Below are 19,448 nucleotides of genomic sequence, written 5' to 3' on the forward strand. Positions count from 1 at the left end.
TCACCCCGATTGCGCCGAGGGCGAAGGCGGCAGCAGCGGCCCGCAGTCCCACCGCTGGAAGATCAAGCGCGTCTCCACCCGGGCCACCTCCCGCCGGGCCGTGAACCCGTCGAGGACCAGCCGCTGCAGATCCGCCATGTCCGCGACGGCGACATGGACGAGGTAGTCGTCCGGGCCGGTCAGATGGAACACGGTCAGCGACTCCGGCAGCGCCCGGATCCGTTCCACGAACGGCCCCACCAGTTCCCGCCGGTGCGGTCTGACCTGCACCGACAGCAGCGCCTGAAGGCCGCGGCCCAGTTTGGCCGGATCCAGCCGCAGCTGATGGCCGAGGATCACACCGGCCCGCCGCAGCCGGGTCACCCGGTCCAGGCACGTCGAGGGGGCGACGCCCACCTGGGCGGCGAGATCGCGGTAGGTGGTCCGTGCGTCGTTCTGCAGCAGGGTCAGCAGCTGAAGATCGACCGGATCCAGTACGACAGATTCGGCCACTCGCCGAACGTAGCACGGTGTTCGATTCCCGGGACCCGGCCGGTGTTCACCCTTCCGTCCATGGACACCGACATGGACACGCCCAAGGGCATTGTTGACGGCCGGCGCCCCGCATCCCGGGCCCTGGCCACCGAGGCGGTGCACGCCGGCCGCGACGACCTCGCGCGCCAGGGACTGCACGCCCCGCCGATCGACCTGTCCACCACCTACCCTTCCTACGACAGCCGCGGCGAGGCCGCCCGGATCGACGCCTTCGCCGAGACCGGCGCCGAACCGGACGGCCCGCCCGTCTACGCCCGCCTCGGCAACCCGACCGTCGCCCGGTTCGAGACCGCCCTGGCCCGTCTGGAGGGCACCGAGTCCGCCGTCGCCTTCGCCAGCGGTATGGCCGCCCTCAGTGCGGTCCTGCTGGTCCGGGCCTCCATGGGCCTGCGCCACGTCGTCGCCGTACGCCCCCTGTACGGCTGCAGCGACCACCTGCTGACCGCCGGGCTCCTCGGCTCCGAGGTCACCTGGACCGACCCGGCCGGCATCGCCGACGCGCTGCGCCCGGACACCGGCCTCGTCATGGTCGAGTCGCCCGCCAACCCGACCCTCGCCGAGGTCGACCTGCGCGCCGTCGCCCACGCCTGCGGCTCGGTCCCGCTGCTGGCCGACAACACCTTCGCCACGCCCGTGCTGCAGCGCCCCGCCGAGCAGGGGGCCCGGCTGGTGCTGCACAGCGCCACCAAGTACCTCGGCGGACACGGTGACGTCATGGCCGGTGTCGTGGCCTGCGACGAGGAGTTCGCCGGGAAGCTGCGGCAGGTCCGCTTCGCCACCGGCGGCGTCCTGCACCCGCTGGCCGGCTACCTTCTGCTGCGCGGCCTGTCCACGCTGCCGGTGCGAGTGCGCGCCGCCTCCGAGACCGCCGCCGAACTCGTCCGCCGCCTCGCCGCCGACCCGCGCGTCGCCCGCGTCCACTACCCGCGCATCGGCGGGGCGATGGTCGCCTTCGAGGTGCACGGCGAACCGCACGACGTGATCGCGGACGTCCGCCTGATCACCCCGGCGGTCAGCCTCGGCAGCGTCGACACCCTCATCCAGCACCCCGCCTCCATCAGCCACCGCATCGTGGACGCCGACGACCGCCGCGGTGCCGGCGTCTCCGACCGCCTGCTGCGGATGTCGGTGGGCCTGGAGGACGTCGAAGACCTGTGGTCCGACCTGGACCGGGCGCTGGGTACGGGGGTACCGGCGGCCGGCCGGGCCACCGCCCATGACGGGGCGGTGGCCGGCGTCTGACCCGGGGGACAGGGGCGGCCCGGCACCCAGGCGCCGGGCCGCCCCGTGTCCACGGTCCGCTCAGTCCCGTGCGCCGCCCTGCCGCGCCCGGTCGTACGGCAGTCCCCGGCCCACCGGCGCGGCGTCCAGCCGGGCCGTGATCACCAGCGTCCCCTCCTCGATCTGGTAGTCCAGCGGCAGTCCGAGGCCCCGCATCGCGGCGACCATGCCGGTGTTCGCCGCCCGCGTCACCGCGTACACGCTGTCGCAGCCCGCCTCGACCGCCATCCCCACCAGCCGGCGCAGCAGTTCACCGCCGACACCCCGCCGCTGCCACTCGTCCTCGACGAGCAGCGCCACCTCCGTCTCGTCCCCGTCCCACAGCAGATGGCCCAGCCCGACGACCCGCCCCGACGGGGTCTGCGCCGCGAGTGTCCGGCCGAAGCGGGGGCTGAGCAGGTGGTTGAGATAGCGGTCGGCGTCCTTGACCGGCCCGTGGTACCGCATGCCCAGGGTCCGCTGCGAGCACCGCTCGTGCATCGCCTTCGCGGCGGCGATGTCCCCGGTGTCGGCCCGCCGCACGGTGATGGCGTTGCCCTCCGGCAGCGTCAGCTCGTCCTGCCCGCGCGGCACCCGCGGACCGAGCCGCGCGTCCAGTTCCACCAGCGCCCGCGCCCGCGCGAACTCGGTCGGCGTGAACGGCAGATACGGCCGCTCCACCGTGATCACACCGCCCTCGGGCACCCGCAGCCGCATCACCGTGTCCTCCAGCGCACCCTCCACCGGACCGCCGTCCCCGCGCCCACCGGCCCCGTCACGCGAGGCGGGCGGCACGGCGGGCAGCGAGCGGATCGTGCAGCGGCCCAGCAACTGGCGGAGCGCCAGCGGCAGTTCCGCCGTGTCCAGGGCCGTGCGGGTGGCCAGCCCGAGCACCCGGGTCGGTGCGTCCACCAGGTCATGGGCGTCGGCCCGCTCGATCCAGGTGTCCGCACCGCCCGCCTCGGACACCGCACGGGTGATCTCCGCCGCCGAGAGCCCGCCTGGCGAGCGCAGCAGGAACTCGTCCACCGTGTCCTCACCCAGCGGATGCGTCTGCAGGGTGAGGATGTCGACCCGCCGCCCGGCCAGCGCCGTGCACAGCGCGGCCAGCGAACCGGGTGCGTCCTTCACCGTCGTCCGCATCCGCCACAGCGCGCTCGGGGCGGCCGTGTCACCGGCCGTCGGTCCCGACGGCCCGGTCTCGCCCTCCACCGAGCGCGACCGGGCACCGGTATCACTGGTCGGCGGCGCATGACCGTGGCGCCGTGCCCACCATGTGTGGAACGCCACCGTGGCCAGCAGCGCCACCGCCGAGATCAGCAGCAGCGCCGGCCCGTCGGGGCCGTGCCCGATCAGATTCGCCACCGCGTCGGCCACCGCGACGGCTGTGAACAGGGCGGCGAGTTCGACCACGTCCCGGCGCCAGTGGTGGACGGGGCGGCCGTGCCGCGCTCGCGTCACATCAGACATGTTTCGCTTCATACGCCCACTGTGGACGAGAGGTGTTGCGTGATCACGAACCCTGTGTGACCGATGGGTAAAGGACGCTTCTGCACCTATTTGTTGCTCTTTTGATGGTTGCGCGCTCTACGTCATGCGGCGGCCCCTCCCACCAGCGCCCGGTGCAGCCGACGAGCCTCCGTGACCACGCGAGACGCCCCTCGCCGTGCCGCCGTCCGCTCCAGGTACGGCAGGTCACCCTGGGCCCCGCACCGCTCGGCGCACTCCGCCGCCACGGCCAGCAGCTCCCCCAGCCCCCGCGTCGGCCTGGCCGAGACGTCTGCGGCGAGATCGCCGAGCAGCGCGGGCAGGGTGTGCCGCAGGACGCCCCACACGGTGGCGTGCGCCCCGGTGGCCGCGGCCGTCCGCACCGACTCGGCCAGCCGCGACGGCTTCACCGCCCCGCTCCGTATCAGCCGCCCGAGATCCGGGCCCAGCCGCTCCGGCACCGACTGGCCCCGCGCGGCCAGCGTCAGCAGGGCGTCCACGGCGGCCAGCCGGTCCTCCGGGTGCCGGGCCCCGAGCCCGTACGCCACCGCCAGATGCACGGCCTCGCCCGCCTCGCCGCCGGACTCCGCGAGCAACGGCAGCACCCGGCCGGGACCGCGGCTGTCGTGGACGGCGAGCGCGGCGACGTCCCACAGGATGCGCGCTGCCACGAGCTCCCGCTGCTCGGGCAGCAGCGCCAGCCAGTGCGGGCGTATCTCGTCGCTCCAGTGGTGGCAGTACGCGCGCCGCAGCGAGCCGTCGACCGGCCGGCCGAGTCCCTCGTAGGCGGCGGGGAAGCCCTCTACCAGCGCCGGGCGCGCACCGAGCTCGACCAGTACGAGATCACCCTCGGTCATGGGACCGCCCTCGGGGCGGGGCCGGTCGGCGGCCGGCTCCACGGGGACCGAGCGGAGCCACGCGGCGAGCCGTGCGCCCTCCGGCGTGGCCAGGGCCAGGGCCCGCTCGGCGGCCCGCCCGGCCGCCGCCCGGTCGGCGCGCCGCACTCGCAGCAGCGCCTGCGCGAAGTCCGCCTCGGCGATCCGCGCGCCCAGCCGCTGATAGGCGCCGAGCCGGTCCACCAGCACGTCCGGCTCCAGCAGGCCGGTGCTCCAGGTGGGCGTGGACAGCAGGAACGGCAGCGGGTCGGTGCGCAGCCGGTACGCCACCTCCCAGAGCCGGGCGTCGAACGCCCGGGCGAGTGCGCCGTGGACACACTCGGCGCTGCTCGTCCTCTCCCCCCTCTCTGCCCTCCCCGTCCTCTCCGTTCCGCGAGTCACGGCCCTGTGCAGGGCGTCCGTCCTCGCCACGCCGTGCAGCGTCGCCAGCAGCAGGTCGAAGGCGTCCGCCGCACTGAACAGACCGCGGCCGAAGGAGGTGAAGCAGTCCGCCGGGTCGTAGCCGTGGCCGGGGTCCACGTCCGACCACCAGCGCCGCTCGACCACCGGTGTCAGCGCCTCCACCACCCCGTCCCGGTCCCGATGGACCTGCCGCACCAGCCCGTCCAGCGCCCGTTCGAACGCCGTCACATCACCACCCGACACCATCACCGCGCCGATCTCCTCCGCGAGCTCGGCGGCCGACTCCAAAGGCGCCGCCAGACGCGCCGGCTCCGGCACGGGCGGGAGAACCTCCTCCTGCACCAGGGGCCCCCCGAGGGACGACCCGAGCCCAAGGAGTCGGGCCGCCCGCTCCCGCAGCGGCGGGATCAACCGCTCGGCGGCCAGAGCGAGCTCGCCCCGGACTGCGGGTGAGTCCGCCTTCCCCAGATGGCGCTCCACCAGCTTCAGCGCCCTCTCCTGAACCTCCGAGTCCTGGTGCCCGAACGCCTGCGCGGCGGCGGGCAGCAGCTCGCACGCGGAGCCCGGGTCCCGCAGCAGCACCTTGCCCAGCAGCACGAGCTGCGCGCGCACGAGCTTCTTCTCGGGCCGGAACAGCACCGCCGCCGACACGTCGGCCAGCCGGCGCGCCGTCAGCTCCCTGTCCAGGGCGAGCGATCCCAGCACGCGCTGGGCGTGGGCGGCCACCGGGGGCACCGCGTCCGAGGCCAGCGCCGTCCAGTCGGCGACCCGGGCCAGCTCCTCGGCGCGCGTCAGGACGAGGGCGTCCAGCAGACGCAGGAACACCCGCTGATCGGCCGCCGAGCCGCCGCGGAGCAGCCGGGCCACACACGCGTCCACCATCCGGGCCCGGTCCAGGACGCCCTCGTCGGCGAGCCGGGCCAGGGCGCCGGTCCAGCTGTCCGGGCCGTCGTCCTGCGACCAGTCCAGACGGCTGCCCAGGTCCTCCGTCTCGAACAGCGCGGCCACCAGCGGCACCAGATGCGGATCACGGCGCAGCCGGTCCAGCTTGGTGCCGCCGCGGTGCCACTCCAGGTCGACCTGGTCGACCCAGCCGCGCACATAGGCGTCCGTCACCGGTACCGGACAACCGGCCAGCCGCACCAGCCCCGCCATCAGCTCGAACGGCACCCGGGCGGACGCCGGACGTCCGGCCAGCCGGCGCAGCACGTCCGCGAGCCATGAGGGGTCACGGTCGCCGAGCAGATGCAGCAGCAGTCCCGGCGACGCCTGCGACCAGCGCAGGTCGGCTGCCGCGAGCCAGCTCGCCACGCCGGCCGCGCCCGTCTGGCAGGCCGCCCCCGCCGCATGCAGCGCCGGCAGGGCACGGCGGTTCGCCGCAGTCCACCGGGCCCCGCGCAACTCCTTGCGCAGCGCCTTCAGCTCCGGGAAGCAGGCCCGCCGTTCGGCGTCCGTCATCCCGTCCAGCAGGCTCACGACCTCCGCCGTACGCCCCGCCCTGACGGTCTCCAGCAGGCTCACCGGCTCATCCGCCCGCGCCACGGCGACCGCCTCCATCAGGCTCGCGGCCCCGTTCGCCCGCGCCGCCCGCACCTTTTCCCTCAGCGAATTCATCGCACACCCCCGTCGGTTCCCGCCCCTGCCGCCCGCGTCACGTCCTCGCGTCGCGCCATCCGTACCGCCAGCGCGTGTTTGCACGGCCCGCGCCCGCCCCGGTATCTCGCCCACCACGGGCAACTGCAGCTGAGCACTCCCGCCGTGTCCCGCACCCGGTGCGCATGACCGTCCTCGGCGGTGACCGTCGCCAGCGCGCCGTCCAGGGTCACCGCGCCCGCCGCCAGCAGGGAGCGCGCCGACCGCAGCCGCGGGTTGTGGCGTTCCACGCGGTCGGCGTCGTACGGCAGTTCCCGGTGGAAGTAGGAGGCCTCCGCCGCGTCGTAGCCCACGCGGCCCGAGGTGCCCAGCCGGACCAGCGCCGCGCGGACCCGGTCGGCGGTGAGCCCCGAGGCGGCTGCCAGGTCGACGACGTCGATACGCGGCTCCCACGCCAGCAGGACGGAGATCAGCTCCGCGTCCGCGGCGGCCTCGTCCGTGGCGAGCGACTCCAGGACCCCGCCCTCTCCGGAGAACCCGCGCGAGGCGTCGGGCGACAGGGTCAGGGTGAGCCGCATGCCCGGCAGCACGGCCTCCCAGGCGCCGGCCGTCGGGGCGCCCGACCCCGCCGCCGGGCCGTACACCCGCAGCGCCGTCGCATACCTGAGGACGCGCTGCAGTACGACCAGCCGCTCCGGGCCCGGCAGGCACACCGCGCCCGGCACCGGACGGGTGGTCGGCCGCAGGGTGCTGCCCGCGGGCACCATCCAGCGGGTGCCCGAGCTGCCGCCGCGCCCGGCGGTGGTGCGCGGCAGCGACCTCAGGAACCGCACCGCCTCGGCGGCGGGAAGCTCGGCCCGCTGCTCGAAGCCCGCCGAGACCACCTGTGCTTCGGCGAAGCCCCGCAGCCACCGGTCGGGCAGCGGCACCTTCTTCTCCACGACCGGTCCGTCCAGCGTGGTCACCGCCAGCTCCTCGGGACCCACCCGCAGGTGGAGCGGATCGTCGGTGCCGAGCCGGGACAGCGCCTCGCGCAGCGGGTTGTTGACGTCCACGTTCGTCGTGCCGTGCCCCACCGCGCCGCCGTCCAGGCCCGGGGCCAGCACGTCGAGGCGCGCGTACACCCCGCCGCAGCCGGAGAACGACTCGAAGCGCAGCCGGTCGCCGTTGCCGGTGACCACCGGGTCGAGGGACGCCGGGCGCTGCGGCTGGTAGTAGCGCGCCGCCGCCACGTCGGCCACCCCGAGCAGTGCCGCGGACGCCGCCTGAGGGGACGTCAGAAAGCCCGAGAAGAACCGGGGATGGTCCTCGGCGCCCGCCGGGGTCGCCCCCCTGGACGTCTCGAGTCCCAGCCGCCGTCCGCCCTTCAGGGACTCCAGCACGGAGGGTCGCCGATAGCTCACGGCCTGCAAGGATCGCGTCATGGGGAAACCGTAGAGGCCACCACTGACAACGCGATCGACCTGCGAGAACACCCTCGACGACAGGGCTTTGGCCCACCGGTCCGCCGGACGGCGCACGTGCCCCGCACCGGGGGATGACGCCGGTGCGGGGCACGTGCTGTCGAGCGTACGGCAGTTACTGGCCGACCCGGCCGGGCTGGAGCACCTTCGTGAACAGCACGCCGCCGTCCTGCTCGCGCAGCCGGACGGTCAGCTCGGCGCTGTCACCGTCGATCTCGACCTCGCCGAAGAACTGGTGGCCGCCGGCGGGGGAGACGTTGCCGACGCTCGGCGCCTTCACGAACACCCGCTCCGGACCGAACGTGCCGTCCAGGGCGCCGGCCGGGAACGCGCCCGCGTTCAGTGGCCCGGAGACGAACTCCCAGAACGGCTCGAAGTCGGTGAACGCCGCCCGCGACGGCTGGTAGTGCTGCGCCGAGGTGTGATGGACGTCGGCCGTCAGCCACACCGTGCCGGTGATCCGCCGGTGCTTGACGAACCGCAGCAGCTCGGCGATCTGCAGCTCGCGCCCGAGCGGCGCGCCGGGGTCGCCCTGCGCGACCGCCTCGAAGTGCGGCCGGCCCTCCTGGCCGTCGGGCACCACCAGGCCGATCGGCATGTCGGCGGCGAGCACCTTCCACACCGCCCGCGAGCGCGCCAGCTCCCGCTTCAGCCACTCCAACTGCTCACGGCCCAGGATGCCCTGCGGGTCCACGGCCTGGTCGTCCGGGGAGTTCGCGTTGCGGCAGGTGCGCATGTCCAGGACGAACACGTCCAGCAGCGGACCCTGCCGCAGCACCCGGTACACCCGGCCCTCCCCGGCACCCGGCCGCAGCGTCGAGACCGGGAAGTACTCGCTGAACGCCCGGCGGGCCCGCGCCGTCAGCACGTCCACGCTCTTCTCCGTGTAGCGGGTGTCCGTGTCCGCGATGACCTGCCCCGGGTACCAGTTGTTGCGCACCTCGTGGTCGTCCCACTGCACGATCACGGGGACCTGCGCGTTGAAGCGCCGCAGGTTGTCGTCCAGGAGGTTGTAGCGGAAGTTGCCGCGGTACTCGGCGAGCGTCTCCGCGACCTTCGCCTTCTCCTCGGTGGTGACGTTCCGCCAGGTGCCGCCGCCGGGCAGCGCCACGGCCGGGGCGATCGGGCCGTCGGCGTAGACGGTGTCGCCGCTGAACAGGAAGAAGTCCGGGTCGAGGCGGGCCATCGCGTCGAAGATGCGGTAGCCGCCGAGGTCGGGGTTGATGCCCCAGCCCTGGCCGGCGAGGTCGCCGGACCACAGGAACCGCATACCGTCGCGGCGGCGCACCGGCACGGTACGGAACGTCCCCAGGACCGGTTCGCTCGTACGACGAGGGTCGTCCGGGTCGGCGAGCAGCACACGGTAGTGGACCTGCCGGCCGGGCGGCAGCCCGCGCAGCCTGGTGACGCCGGTGAGGTCGGTGTCCGTGCCCAGCAGCGGGCCGTGCCATCTGCGGGGACTGCGGAACGACTCGGTCGCGGAGGTCTCCACGATCATCCGGGCCGGCCGGTCCGAACCGACCCACACCAGCGCCGAGTCGGCCGTCACGTCACCGCTCTGCACACCCCACTCCGCGCGGGGCCGCCCGGACAGGGCGAGGGCAGGTGCCGCGCCCAGGCCGGCCGGCAGGGTCAGGGCCGCCGAGGCGGCGAGGGAGCCGCGCAGTACGCCGCGGCGACCGGGGAGCGGGGGACGGTCGGACATGGTGGGGCCTCCAGTGCGGGGAGCCGGCCGGTGTGCCCTGACACACCTACTGGTGCACCGCAGCGCCCACGCGAACCCCGAGTGAACAACTGTCCCCGGAGGACGGGGACCCGACGCGCTGTCATCCCGCGTGCGCGGCCCCCGCCGTGAAGGGAGGCGCCCGCGGCCACACGCGTGTGGCCTACAGACTTTCGGCCGCGTCCCCCACGCGCGTGCGGCGCACGGCCGTCGCCCCTGCCCCACGCGCGTGCGGCGCACGGCCGTCGCCCCTGCCCCACGCTCGGGTGGAGACAAACCGGGCGCCCACCCCGCCGACCGCACCACCACGTCCCGCGCACGCCGTGCCCTGCCGCGCCACCCTGCCGAGGAACAGGCGGCACCCCTGCCGCGGCGGACCGTTCGCGCCCGGGCGGGTTCTCAGCGGCTGCCGTCGAGGATCACGCGGGCGACGAGTGCCGGGTCGTCGTTCATGGGCACGTGGCCGCAGCCGGGCAGCCGCACCAGCCGGGCCTTGGGGATGATGCCCTTGGCGCGGACGCCCTGCCGGCGCAGCAGCAGGCGGTCCTTGGTGCCCCAGGCCACGGTGACGGGGATGCCGGGGATGTCGTCCGTGAACTGGACGGTGGCGCCCGCGCGGAGGGTCTCGGTGAAGCCGGTGGCGCCGGCGAGGGCCAGGGTCTCGGCGACCACGGCCTCCGGGGACCTGCGGCCGGGCCGGGCGTAGATGGTGCTGGTCAGGACGGTCCGGCCGGCCGCCGTACGGGACAGCCGCTCGACCAGCGGCACGGGCAGGCCGCGTGCGCTCTGCCGCATCGCCATCAGCACCCCGAACGCGTAGCGCCGCTCGGCCTGCGTCCAGAAACCGGCCGGGGACAGCGCGGTGACGGACCGCACGAGCTTCTCCCGGCCCAGTTCCAGCGCCAGCAGCCCGCCGAGCGAGTTGCCCGCGACATGGGGCCGGTCCAGCTCCAGCGCCTCGCACAGGGCGCCGAGCGCGGTGTTCATGGTGGGCAGGTCGTGGACGAGGCCGTCCGGCAGCGACGGTGAGGCGCCGAAGCCCGGCAGGTCCACGGCGATCACGTCCCGCTCGGTGGCCAGGATGTCGATGACAGGCTCCCAGGCCTGCCAGTGGTGGCCGATGCCGTGCAGCAGGAGCAGGGGTTCGCCGCTGCCCACGCGCGTGTAGGAGAGGGTCACGGACCGTCGGCCCTGGGGGGAGGGGACCTCGAAGGTGACGGTGGCGGACATGAGCAGCTCCTTTGCCTGGGACGCGCCGGCGAACGCTTGGTGGACAGCTTGTCAGCAATTACTACTCATGGGTAGCCCGTCTGGACATGACGCGGCGGGCGCGGCCCCCGCCGCTCCTGACCGCCCGCCCCGCGCGGCCCCGGCCCTCTCGCCCGTGATGTCACGCGTGCGGCCCTGTACGAACGCCCCGTGAACGCTCTGCTGCGCACACCCCGCAAGCGCCACCAGGGATCGACGATTGGTCTTGACCAAGGGTGGGGGCCGCCCTATGGTCGCTGATAAGTGCAACAACCTTTAATAAACAAGGGCGCTAAAACGCCGCCGGATCACGGCGATTGCGGAGGACAGGGTGGGGACCCAGCAGCTGGAATCGGTGCCGGAACCGAAGTACTGGCACCTCAAGACCGTGCTCAGCGAGGCACTGGACTCCGAGTTCTCCGTGGGCGAGATCCTGCCCAACGAGCGCGACCTCGCCGCCCGCTTCGGCGTCGCCCGCGCCACGCTCCGCCAGGCCCTGGAGCAGCTCGAGCTGGAGGGCAGGCTGCAGCGCCGCCGCGGCGTCGGCACGACCGTGGCTCCGCCCCGGGTGGGCGTGGCCGTCGGCACCGAGCAGCACGCCTGGCCCGGCGGCCCCGAGGACGCCTGGCAGCCCGTCGACTGCGCCCTGGACGCGCCGCCCGCGTCCGTCGCCACCGCCCTGGAGACCGCCCCCGGCGAGCCGGTGCACATCGTGCGCCGCACCCGCATGACCCACGGCCAGCCCGTCGCCGCAGAGCTGCTCTACATCCCGCAGTCCTCGGTGCCGGACCTGTCCGGCATCGACGCCCCCTCGGGCGCGGCACGCGCGCGTGCGGTGCTGCGCGAACTGCAGCGCCTTTCGCCGGAGGGCCACGACAACGCCGTCGAGCTGGGCTCGGCCCGCGCGGACGACGCCAAGGAACTCGACCGGCTGCCCGGGGCGCCGGTGCTGATCGTCACCACCCGGTTCCTCGCCCAGGGCCGCACCGCCGCCGTGTCCGTCGCCACCTACCGCGCCGACACCTGCCGGCTCACCTTCGGCGACTCCGGCAACGTCGAGATCCACCAGGACCCGCAGCGCCGGGCGAGCTGAGCGACGCCCGTCCACCCGCACACGCGGCGGGCGCCGGACCCCCGGCGCCCGGCCGTCAGCGGCGTGCCGTGACCGTGCCCTCCACCGCGAAGAGCTGCTCCTCCACATGGTCGAGGGCCAGGCGCACCGCGCCCGTGGCCACAGCGGCCTCGCCCAGCAGCGACAGCGCCACCCTCGGCGGCCGCAGACAGTAGCGGGCCAGCTCGCGCCGCAGCGGTTCGAGTACGTCGTCCAGACCGGCCGCCCAGCCGCCCACCACGACGAGCTCGGGGTCCAGGGCCAGCACCAGCGCCGCCACGTCGTGCACCAGCCGCCGGATGAACCGCTCCACGGCCGCGCGGGCCCCCGCGTCACCCCGGCGCGCCCGCGCGAACACCTCGGCGACCGCCTGCTCGTCCAGCGGATGCAGCGGCTCGTCCGTCGTCGACAGCAGCGTCTCCGGTGTGACCTCGCGCCCCAGCAGATGGAGCGCGCCGATCTCCCCGGCCGCCCCGCCGAACCCGCGGTGCAGCCGGCCGCCGATCAGCGAGCCGGCCCCCGGGCTCAGCCCGGCCAGCACGAACACCACGTCGTCCGAGTCGGTCGCCGAGCCCTTCCAGTGCTCCGCCACCGCCGCCGCGTTCGCGTCGTTCTCCACCAGCACCGGGCACTTGAAGGAGCGGCTCAGCCGCTCGCCCAGCCGCAGCCCCGTCCACCCCGGCAGCGCCGTGCTCAGCCGCACGGTGCCGTCCGCCTCGACGATCCCGGGCGTGCCCACGCCCACCGCCCGCAGGGACGCCCGCGACACCCCGGACCGGCGCAGCAGCTCGGCCACGGCGCCCCGCAGCCGCTCCAGCCGCTCGTCCGCGTCGACCGTCTCGTCGACCTCCTTGGCCTGCGCCCCCAGCACCTTCCCGTCCAGGTCGGCCAGCAGCGCGGCGACCCGGTGCACGCCGATCTCCAGGCCCAGCAGATGCCCCGCCTCGGCACGGAAACGGAAACGCCGCGCGGGCCGCCCCTGCCGCCGCGCAGCGCCCTCCTCCGCCGCCTTCTCGACGACCAGACCGGCCTCGATGAGCCCTTCCACGACCCCCTCGACCGTCGGCCGGGACAGCCCGGTGACACGCGTGATCTCCGTGAGCGTCGCGCAGTCCGTGGCACGCAGCGCGTGCAGCACCACCGCGGAATTGATCCTTCGCAGCAGCGAGGGATCCCCGCCGGTCAGCCGCCCCACCGTCCGTCCTCCCAGCTCGAGCGCGTGATGGCCGGATCGTACTCGGCGCGGCGGAACCGGGCGAGTGCCGGAGTCCCCCGCTCCGCCCCACGCCGACGATCAGCCCGGCGAGACGAACCCCGACTCGTACGCGAGGATCACCGCCTGCGTGCGGTCCCGCACCCCCAGCTTCGCCAGTACGGCGCTGACGTGCGACTTCACCGTCTCCACGCCCACCGTCAGCCGGGCCGCGATCTCCGCGTTCGACAGGCCCCGCGTCATCAGCCGCAGCACCTCCGCCTCACGCTCGGTCAGCCGGGCCCGCTCCAGCGTCGCCCGGGCCGCCGGATCACCGGCTCCGGCACCGCCGTACTCGGCGGCCAACTGCCGCACCGAGGCCGGGAACAGCAGCGACTCGCCCTCGGCGGCCAGCCGTACCGCGTGCACGATCTCCGCCGGCCGTGCCCGCTTGAGCAGGAACCCGCTGGCGCCGGCGCGCAGCGCGTCGTACACGTACTCGTCGTTCTCGAACGTCGTCACCACCAGTATCTTCGGCGGCTCCGGCACCGTCCGCAGCACCGCGCGGGTCGCCTCGATGCCGTCGAGCAGCGGCATCCGCACGTCCATCGCGACCACGTCCGGCCGCAGTTGCCGCACCAGCGGGATCACCGCCGCCCCGTCCGCGGCCTCCCCGACGACCTCGATGTCGGGCTGTGCGTCCAGAACGGCCCGCAGACCCGCGCGGACCAGGGGTTCGTCGTCGACGAGCAGAACGGAGACGGGCATCCGGCCACCCTAGCCGAGCCCGTACGACGGTCCGCCGCTCGTCAGCCCCCGCGAAGGACCGCCGAGCGGTGACTCTTACGGCGGTCAGCCCAGGGGCAGTTCGACCCGCACCCGCCAGTCGCCGTCCTCGGGGCCGGTGTGCGCCCGGCCACCGAGGAGGGCCGCGCGCTCGCGTATGCCGCGCAGGCCGCTGCCCCGGCCGGGCTCGGGTATCGCGCCGGGCAGGGCGTTGCGCACCTGAAGCCGCAGCGAGCCGTCCGCGACCCGCACCTGCACCCGCACCGGGACCGCGCCCGCGTGCCGCAGCACATTGGTCAGCGCCTCCTGCAGGATGCGGTAGCCCTCCCGCGAGACCGGTCCCGGCAGGGCCTCAAGAGGACCGCTCACCTCGGCGTCGACCTTCGCCCCGGAGGCCCGCGCGGACTCCAGCAGCCGGTCGGCGTCGGCCAGCGTCGGCCGGCCGCTCACCGGCCGCTCCGCCTCGCGCAGCACGCCGAGCATCCGGTCCAGGTCCTCCAGCGCAGCCCGGCCGGTGTCCTCGATGGCGGCCAGCGCCCGGTCCGTGAACTCCGGGTCGCCCGCGGCGCGCGCCGCGCCCGCCTGCACCACCGCCACCGTCAGCGCGTGCCCGATGGAGTCGTGCAGCTCGCGCGCGATGCGGTTGCGCTCCAGCAGTTGCTCCGTACGCTCCTCAAGCGCGGCCAGCCGCTCCGCGGGGGAGGGGCCCAGCAACCGCCCGGCCAGCCAGGTGATCAGTTCACCGCCGGCCACGACCACCGCCGGCAGCACCACCAACGGCAGCGGAGAAAGAGCCAGATACCACCACTCGTCCTCGGAGACGTGCAGCAGCGCACCCTCGTCCGGACCGCCACCGCCCAGCCCCGCCCGCACCAGCGTCTCCGTGGTGATGGGCAGTTGGACCGTCAGCATCGCGACCAGACCGCCCAGCAGCAGCCGCGCCTCCAGCCACAGCACCGTCCGCGCGCGGTCGCTCCAGCTCACCGCGGGCGTGGTGACGATCTCGGGGCGGCCGCCCGGGTGCCGCCCCAGCAGCAACAGCCGGGCCTGCAGACCCTCCACCGTCCGCATCCCCGGCACCAGACCTGCGAGCCCCAACGGGAGCGCGGACAGCAGCCACCAGCTCTGGTCCACGTACATCCACATGGCCGGCCACACGACGGCCATGAACAGATGCAGCCACCGTGTATAGGTCACGGCCCTCGTGAACGGGCGCAGCAGGCGGATCATTCGCCCATCGTGGCAGCCACCACCGACAACGGGCCTCCCCCGCCAGGGGGAGACGATCTCCACCGGCGGGGGAGGCGCCGCCCCGGCGCCGGCCGCCACGCTGAGGCCATGACCAGCATCGACGTCCAAGACCTCACCAAGGAGTACGGCACCCGGCGGGCCGTGGACGCCCTGACCTTCAGCGTGCGCCCCGGCCGGGTCACCGGCTTCCTCGGCCCCAACGGCGCGGGCAAGTCCACCACCATGCGGCTCGTGCTCGGCCTCGACCGGCCGACCTCGGGCACCGCCACCGTGGGCGGCCGCGCGTACGCCGACCACGACGAACCCCTGCGGCTGGTGGGCGCCCTGCTCGACGCCCGGGCCGCCCACGGCTCCCGCACGGCCCGCGACCATCTGAGGATCCTCGCCGCGAGCAACCGCATCCCCGCACGGCGCGTGGACGAGGTGCTGCGGGAGACCGGCCTTCAGTCCGTGGCGCGGCGCCGCGTCAGGACGTACTCCCTGGGCATGCGGCAGCGCCTCGGCATCGCCGCCGCGCTGCTGGGCGACCCGCCGGTGGTGATGCTCGACGAGCCGTCCAACGGCCTGGACCCCGAGGGCATCATCTGGATCCGCACCCTGCTGCGCAGGCTCGCCGCCGAGGGCCGCAGCGTGCTGGTCTCCAGTCACCTCATGAACGAGACGGCCGAGTTCGCCGACCACCTCGTCGTCCTCGGGCGCGGGCGGCTCCTCGCCGACCTGCCCATGCGCGAGTTCATCGACGCGCGCGTGCAGCCCCGCGTGCGGATCCGCACCACGGACGCCGCGGCCCTGGAGGACGTCCTGGCCCGGCACGGCCACACCGCCGAACCCGGCGAGGACGGCGCCTGGACGGTGCACCACGCGCGCGTGGCCGACATCGGCCGGCTCGTCTCCGAGGCGGGCGTCCCGATCCTCGAACTCACCGCGCAGGAGGGCACCCTCGAACAGGCGTACCTCGACCTGACCGCGTCCGAGACCGAGTACACCGCACAGCTCCAGGAGGCCTGACCATGGCGTTCGCACCGATCCTGCACGCCGAGTGGCTGAAGATCCGCACCCTGCGTTCGCTGTACGGCGCGCTGCTCGCCCTGCCCCTCGTCTCCACGGCGTTCTCCGCCCTGTCCGGGGCGTCGGAGACCTCGGACCCCGACTTCGACCCGCTGTTCACGGCGTTCACGGGTGTCCTGCCCGGGCAGATCGCCGTCATCGCCTTCGGAGCCCTGGCGATGTCGGCGGAGTTCCAGGGCGCTGCCCTGCGGCTGTCGCTGGCCGCGGTGCCGCGGCGCGGGCGGTGGTTCGCCGCCAAGGCCGTCGCCGTCGGCGTACCGGCGCTCCTGGCCGGCCTCGTGACCGCCGCGGCCTCGCTCGCGGCCGCCCGTGCCGGACTGGGGTCCGCGGCGGACGGGCTGACCGTCGCTCAGCAGGTGCGCGGCGTGGTGGGCTGCGGGATCTACCTCGCGCTGACGGCACTCCTCGCGACCGGGCTCGCGGCACTGCTGCGCAGCGGCGTCGGCGCGCTGTCCGTGCTGATCCCCCTCGTCCTCGTGGTCTCCTTCGTCGTCGGGGACACCGCGGGTGAGGTGACCGACTTCCTGCCCGACAAGGCGGGTCAGGTGGTCCTGCACCAGACCTGGGACGGCACCCTCGGCCCTTGGGGCGGCCTCGCCGTGACCGCCGCCTGGACGGCCGCCGCGCTGGCCGCCGGGGCGTGGAGCGTGCGGCACAGGGACGCCTGACGGACAGCAGACCCGGGCCCGGGCCTGACGCCCCGCCAATTGTCAGTGGTGCCGGGTTTACTGGAGGCATGGACATCGCGCGGTACCTGGACACGATCGACCGGCTGTGCTCCCGCCCCCTCCCGGCGGAGCACGGCTGGTCGGACGTGGGCCGGGAAGGGCCGGGCTACTGGATAGCGGAGTTGGCGGCCGGGGACGGAGGCGCCGCGCGCCGGGAGCGCACGGCGGAGGACTTCGAGGCGTACCGGGAGGGCATCGCCCAGCGGCTGGACGAGCGGTGGGGAGCACAGCCCGCGTGGAGCACGCTCACGCTCCAGGTGCGCAGGGAGCGGGACGAGGAGATACCCGAGCCGTGGGGGAGTGTCGGCGAACTGCTGGACGAGGTGTCCTTGTGGCAGGCGGACGGCACCGACCGGTGGGTGGCGATAGGAGTCGCCGGGAGAGGCGAGACGGAGGAGGTCCGCCTGCTCGCCGTGGTGACGGAGGTGGACCCGCCCTGACCCGGAGCCACAACCCTGCCACCGAAGGCCCACCCCAGGCCGACCGTCCCCGACCTGGGCGCACGACGACGCCCCCTCGCCGCCGCCGAAGACCGACCCCCTCAGCAAGGCACGTGACGCCGCCCTCGGCAAGGGCCGTGACGCCGATGTGGACCGACCCGCCCTCGGCAAGGGCCGTGACGCCGACGTGGACCGACCCGCCCTCAGCAAGGCGCGTGACGCCGCCGAAGGCCCACCCACCCTGAGCAAGCCCCGCCCCCGAGGCGCCCTCTCACTCCTCCGCCGCCACCCGCAGCCGGGCGAACTCCTCCGCCATCGTCGCGGCCGTCCAGTGCGCGTTCAGCCCACTCGGGTTCGGCAGCACCCACACGCGTGTGCCGCCGATGGTCCGCGACTGCGGCCCCACCTGCGCCTTACGGTCGTCGAAAGCGGCCCGGTACGCGGTGACGCCGACCACCGCCAGCCAGCGGGGCTTCAGCCGGGCCACCTTCAACGCCAGCAGCCGGCCGCCCTCGCGGTACTCCTCGGCGGTCAGCTCGTCCGCGCGGGCGGTCGCCCGCTCCACCACGTTGGTGATGCCGAGCCCGTACGACAGCAGCTCCTGCTGCTCGGCCGGCTTCAGCAGCCGAGGGGTGAACCCGGACAGATGCAGCACGGGCCAGAACCGGTTGCCGGGGCGGGCGAAGTGATGGCCGGTGGCAGCCGTCATGAGCCCCGGGTTGATGCCGCAGAAAAGCACACGGAGACCGTCCGCGACGACGTCCGGCACGAGACGGTCGCGGGCGGCCTCCAGCTCCTGCGGGGTGAAGCGGGTCAGAGAATCGCCCCCGGGGTGTAACCCGCGGCCTCCGGGTGCTGCTTGACGATCTCGTCGATGCGGCCCACGACCACGGCGACCTGGTCGGCGGCGGCACCGGTGAAGGACAGCTTGTCGGCCATCAGGGCCCCGAGCTGCTCACGGTCGAGCGGCAGCCGCTCGTCGGCGGCCAGCTTGTCCAGCAGGTCGTTGCGCTCGGCGCCCTGCTCGCGCATCGCCAGCGCGGTGGCCACGGCGTTCTCCTTGATGGCCTCGTGCGCGATCTCCCGGCCGACACCCGCCCGCACCGCGCCCATCAGCACCTTGGTGGTGGCGAGGAACGGCAGGTAGCGGTCGAGCTCCCGGGCCACGACGGCCGGGAACGCGCCGAACTCGTCCAGCACGGTCAGGAAGGTCTCCAGCAGACCGTCCAGGGCGAAGAACGCGTCCGGCAGCGCGACCCGGCGCACCACCGAGCAGGACACGTCGCCCTCGTTCCACTGGTCGCCGGCCAGCTCACCGGTCATCGAGGCGTAGCCGCGCAGGATGACCATCAGGCCGTTGACGCGCTCGCAGGAGCGGGTGTTCATCTTGTGCGGCATCGCCGAGGAGCCGACCTGGCCCGGCTTGAAGCCCTCGGTGACCAGCTCGTGCCCGGCCATCAGCCGGATCGTCTTGGCCAGCGACGACGGCGCCGAGGCCAGCTGCACCAGCGCGGTGACGACCTCGTAGTCCAGGGAGCGCGGGTAGACCTGGCCGACCGAGGTGAAGGCCTGCGCGAAGCCCAGGTGCTGCGCGATCCGGTTCTCCAGGTCGGCGAGCTTCGCGGCGTCCCCGCCCAGCAGGTCCAGCATGTCCTGCGCGGTGCCGACCGGGCCCTTGATACCGCGCAGCGGGTAGCGGCCGAGCAGCTCCTCCAGGCGGCCGTAGGCGACGAGCAGCTCGTCGGCGGCGGTCGCGAACCGCTTGCCGAGGGTGGTGGCCTGGGCGGCGACGTTGTGGGAGCGGCCGGCCATGACCAGCTCCGCGTACTCGCCGGACAGCTTGCCGAGGCGGGCCAGCACGGCGACCGTGCGGTCGCGCATCAGCTCAAGGGAGAGCCGGATCTGGAGCTGCTCGACGTTCTCCGTCAGGTCGCGGGACGTCATGCCCTTGTGGACCTGCTCGTGCCCGGCGAGGTCGTTGAACTCCTCGATCCGCGCCTTCACGTCGTGCCGCGTGACCTTCTCGCGCTCGGCGATGGAGGCCAGGTCGACCTGGTCGAGGACACGCTCGTAGTCGGCGATCGCCGCGTCCGGCACCTCGATGCCGAGGTCCTTCTGGGCGCGCAGCACGGCGAGCCAGAGCTGACGCTCCAGCTTCACCTTCTGCTCGGGGGACCAGAGCGTGGCGAGCTCGGCGGAGGCGTACCGTCCGGCGAGAACGTTCGGGATGCGGGGCTTGGCGGGCGCTGAAGTCACGTGTCCAGA

Annotated in this window: 16 protein-coding genes; 5 read left to right on the forward strand and 11 right to left on the reverse strand. The window is 74.3% G+C overall.

Features of this window, described 5'->3' with window-relative positions; genetic code table 11:
• Nucleotides 1-492: an Lrp/AsnC family transcriptional regulator gene (locus ACIGXJ_RS13165; RefSeq protein ID WP_399643938.1), complete on the reverse strand. Its 492-nt coding sequence runs from the start codon at nucleotides 490-492 to the stop codon at nucleotides 1-3.
• Between the two features lie 60 nt (nucleotides 493-552).
• Between ACIGXJ_RS13165 and ACIGXJ_RS13170 the strand changes: the two genes are divergently transcribed.
• Nucleotides 553-1,776 (forward strand): trans-sulfuration enzyme family protein, encoded by a 1,224-nt coding sequence (locus ACIGXJ_RS13170; protein ID WP_399643940.1) that lies wholly within the window; start codon nucleotides 553-555, stop codon nucleotides 1,774-1,776.
• Nucleotides 1,777-1,836: 60 nt separating this feature from the next.
• Here ACIGXJ_RS13170 and ACIGXJ_RS13175 read toward each other — a convergent pair whose 3' ends face one another.
• The 5 genes from ACIGXJ_RS13175 to ACIGXJ_RS13195 all read right to left on the reverse strand — a co-directional run bounded on the left by ACIGXJ_RS13175 (nucleotide 1,837) and on the right by ACIGXJ_RS13195 (nucleotide 10,589).
• A complete protein-coding gene (locus ACIGXJ_RS13175) occupies nucleotides 1,837-3,264 on the reverse strand; it encodes a GNAT family N-acetyltransferase (RefSeq protein ID WP_399643942.1) in 1,428 nt (475 codons plus the stop codon).
• Nucleotides 3,265-3,386: 122 nt separating this feature from the next.
• Nucleotides 3,387-6,137, reverse strand: a complete 2,751-nt coding sequence (locus tag ACIGXJ_RS13180) for a DUF6493 family protein (RefSeq protein WP_399644837.1) — start codon at nucleotides 6,135-6,137, stop codon at nucleotides 3,387-3,389.
• 53 nt (nucleotides 6,138-6,190) lie between these two features.
• Entirely contained in the window at nucleotides 6,191-7,597 is a 1,407-nt protein-coding gene (locus ACIGXJ_RS13185) for an SWIM zinc finger family protein (protein ID WP_399643944.1), read from the reverse strand.
• Between the two features lie 154 nt (nucleotides 7,598-7,751).
• The gene (locus ACIGXJ_RS13190) at nucleotides 7,752-9,341 is read right to left on the reverse strand and encodes an alkaline phosphatase D family protein (protein ID WP_399643946.1); all 1,590 of its coding nucleotides are present in this window, start codon (nucleotides 9,339-9,341) and stop codon (nucleotides 7,752-7,754) included.
• A gap of 417 nt (nucleotides 9,342-9,758) precedes the next feature.
• Nucleotides 9,759-10,589, reverse strand: a complete 831-nt coding sequence (locus ACIGXJ_RS13195; RefSeq protein ID WP_399643948.1) for an alpha/beta fold hydrolase — start codon at nucleotides 10,587-10,589, stop codon at nucleotides 9,759-9,761.
• 349 nt (nucleotides 10,590-10,938) lie between these two features.
• Between ACIGXJ_RS13195 and ACIGXJ_RS13200 the strand changes: the two genes are divergently transcribed.
• A complete protein-coding gene (locus tag ACIGXJ_RS13200) occupies nucleotides 10,939-11,700 on the forward strand; it encodes a GntR family transcriptional regulator (protein WP_399643950.1) in 762 nt (253 codons plus the stop codon).
• 55 nt (nucleotides 11,701-11,755) lie between these two features.
• Here the strand turns inward: ACIGXJ_RS13200 and ACIGXJ_RS13205 are convergent, their stop codons facing one another.
• The 3 genes from ACIGXJ_RS13205 to ACIGXJ_RS13215 all read right to left on the reverse strand — a co-directional run bounded on the left by ACIGXJ_RS13205 (nucleotide 11,756) and on the right by ACIGXJ_RS13215 (nucleotide 14,926).
• The gene (locus ACIGXJ_RS13205; protein ID WP_399643952.1) at nucleotides 11,756-12,913 is read right to left on the reverse strand and encodes an ROK family transcriptional regulator; all 1,158 of its coding nucleotides are present in this window, start codon (nucleotides 12,911-12,913) and stop codon (nucleotides 11,756-11,758) included.
• Between the two features lie 99 nt (nucleotides 12,914-13,012).
• Nucleotides 13,013-13,678, reverse strand: a complete 666-nt coding sequence (locus tag ACIGXJ_RS13210; protein WP_399643954.1) for a response regulator — start codon at nucleotides 13,676-13,678, stop codon at nucleotides 13,013-13,015.
• Nucleotides 13,679-13,762: 84 nt separating this feature from the next.
• A complete protein-coding gene (locus ACIGXJ_RS13215; protein WP_399643957.1) occupies nucleotides 13,763-14,926 on the reverse strand; it encodes a sensor histidine kinase in 1,164 nt (387 codons plus the stop codon).
• 108 nt (nucleotides 14,927-15,034) lie between these two features.
• On the opposite strand from ACIGXJ_RS13215, the gene ACIGXJ_RS13220 reads away from it, so the two are divergent.
• The 3 genes from ACIGXJ_RS13220 to ACIGXJ_RS13230 all read left to right on the forward strand — a co-directional run bounded on the left by ACIGXJ_RS13220 (nucleotide 15,035) and on the right by ACIGXJ_RS13230 (nucleotide 17,183).
• Nucleotides 15,035-15,955 carry an ATP-binding cassette domain-containing protein gene (locus ACIGXJ_RS13220; RefSeq protein WP_399643960.1) on the forward strand — a complete coding sequence of 307 codons (921 nt, stop codon included), beginning with the start codon at nucleotides 15,035-15,037 and terminating at the stop codon, nucleotides 15,953-15,955.
• A gap of 2 nt (nucleotides 15,956-15,957) precedes the next feature.
• The gene (locus ACIGXJ_RS13225; protein WP_399643962.1) at nucleotides 15,958-16,683 is read left to right on the forward strand and encodes an ABC transporter permease; all 726 of its coding nucleotides are present in this window, start codon (nucleotides 15,958-15,960) and stop codon (nucleotides 16,681-16,683) included.
• Nucleotides 16,684-16,751: 68 nt separating this feature from the next.
• Nucleotides 16,752-17,183, forward strand: coding sequence for a hypothetical protein (locus ACIGXJ_RS13230; RefSeq protein WP_399643965.1), 432 nt, complete (start codon nucleotides 16,752-16,754; stop codon nucleotides 17,181-17,183).
• Nucleotides 17,184-17,454: 271 nt separating this feature from the next.
• Here the strand turns inward: ACIGXJ_RS13230 and mug are convergent, their stop codons facing one another.
• Both mug and purB read right to left on the reverse strand, forming a co-directional pair.
• Entirely contained in the window at nucleotides 17,455-18,000 is a 546-nt protein-coding gene (mug, locus tag ACIGXJ_RS13235; RefSeq protein WP_399644839.1) for a G/U mismatch-specific DNA glycosylase, read from the reverse strand.
• A complete protein-coding gene (gene purB, locus ACIGXJ_RS13240; RefSeq protein WP_399643967.1) occupies nucleotides 17,997-19,439 on the reverse strand; it encodes an adenylosuccinate lyase in 1,443 nt (480 codons plus the stop codon). Before purB ends, mug begins: the two co-directional genes overlap by 4 nt.
• Nucleotides 19,440-19,448 lie beyond the last annotated feature (9 nt).

It is taken from the genome of Streptomyces sp. NPDC053367, assembly GCF_044545925.1.
GTDB lineage: Bacteria > Actinomycetota > Actinomycetes > Streptomycetales > Streptomycetaceae > Streptomyces.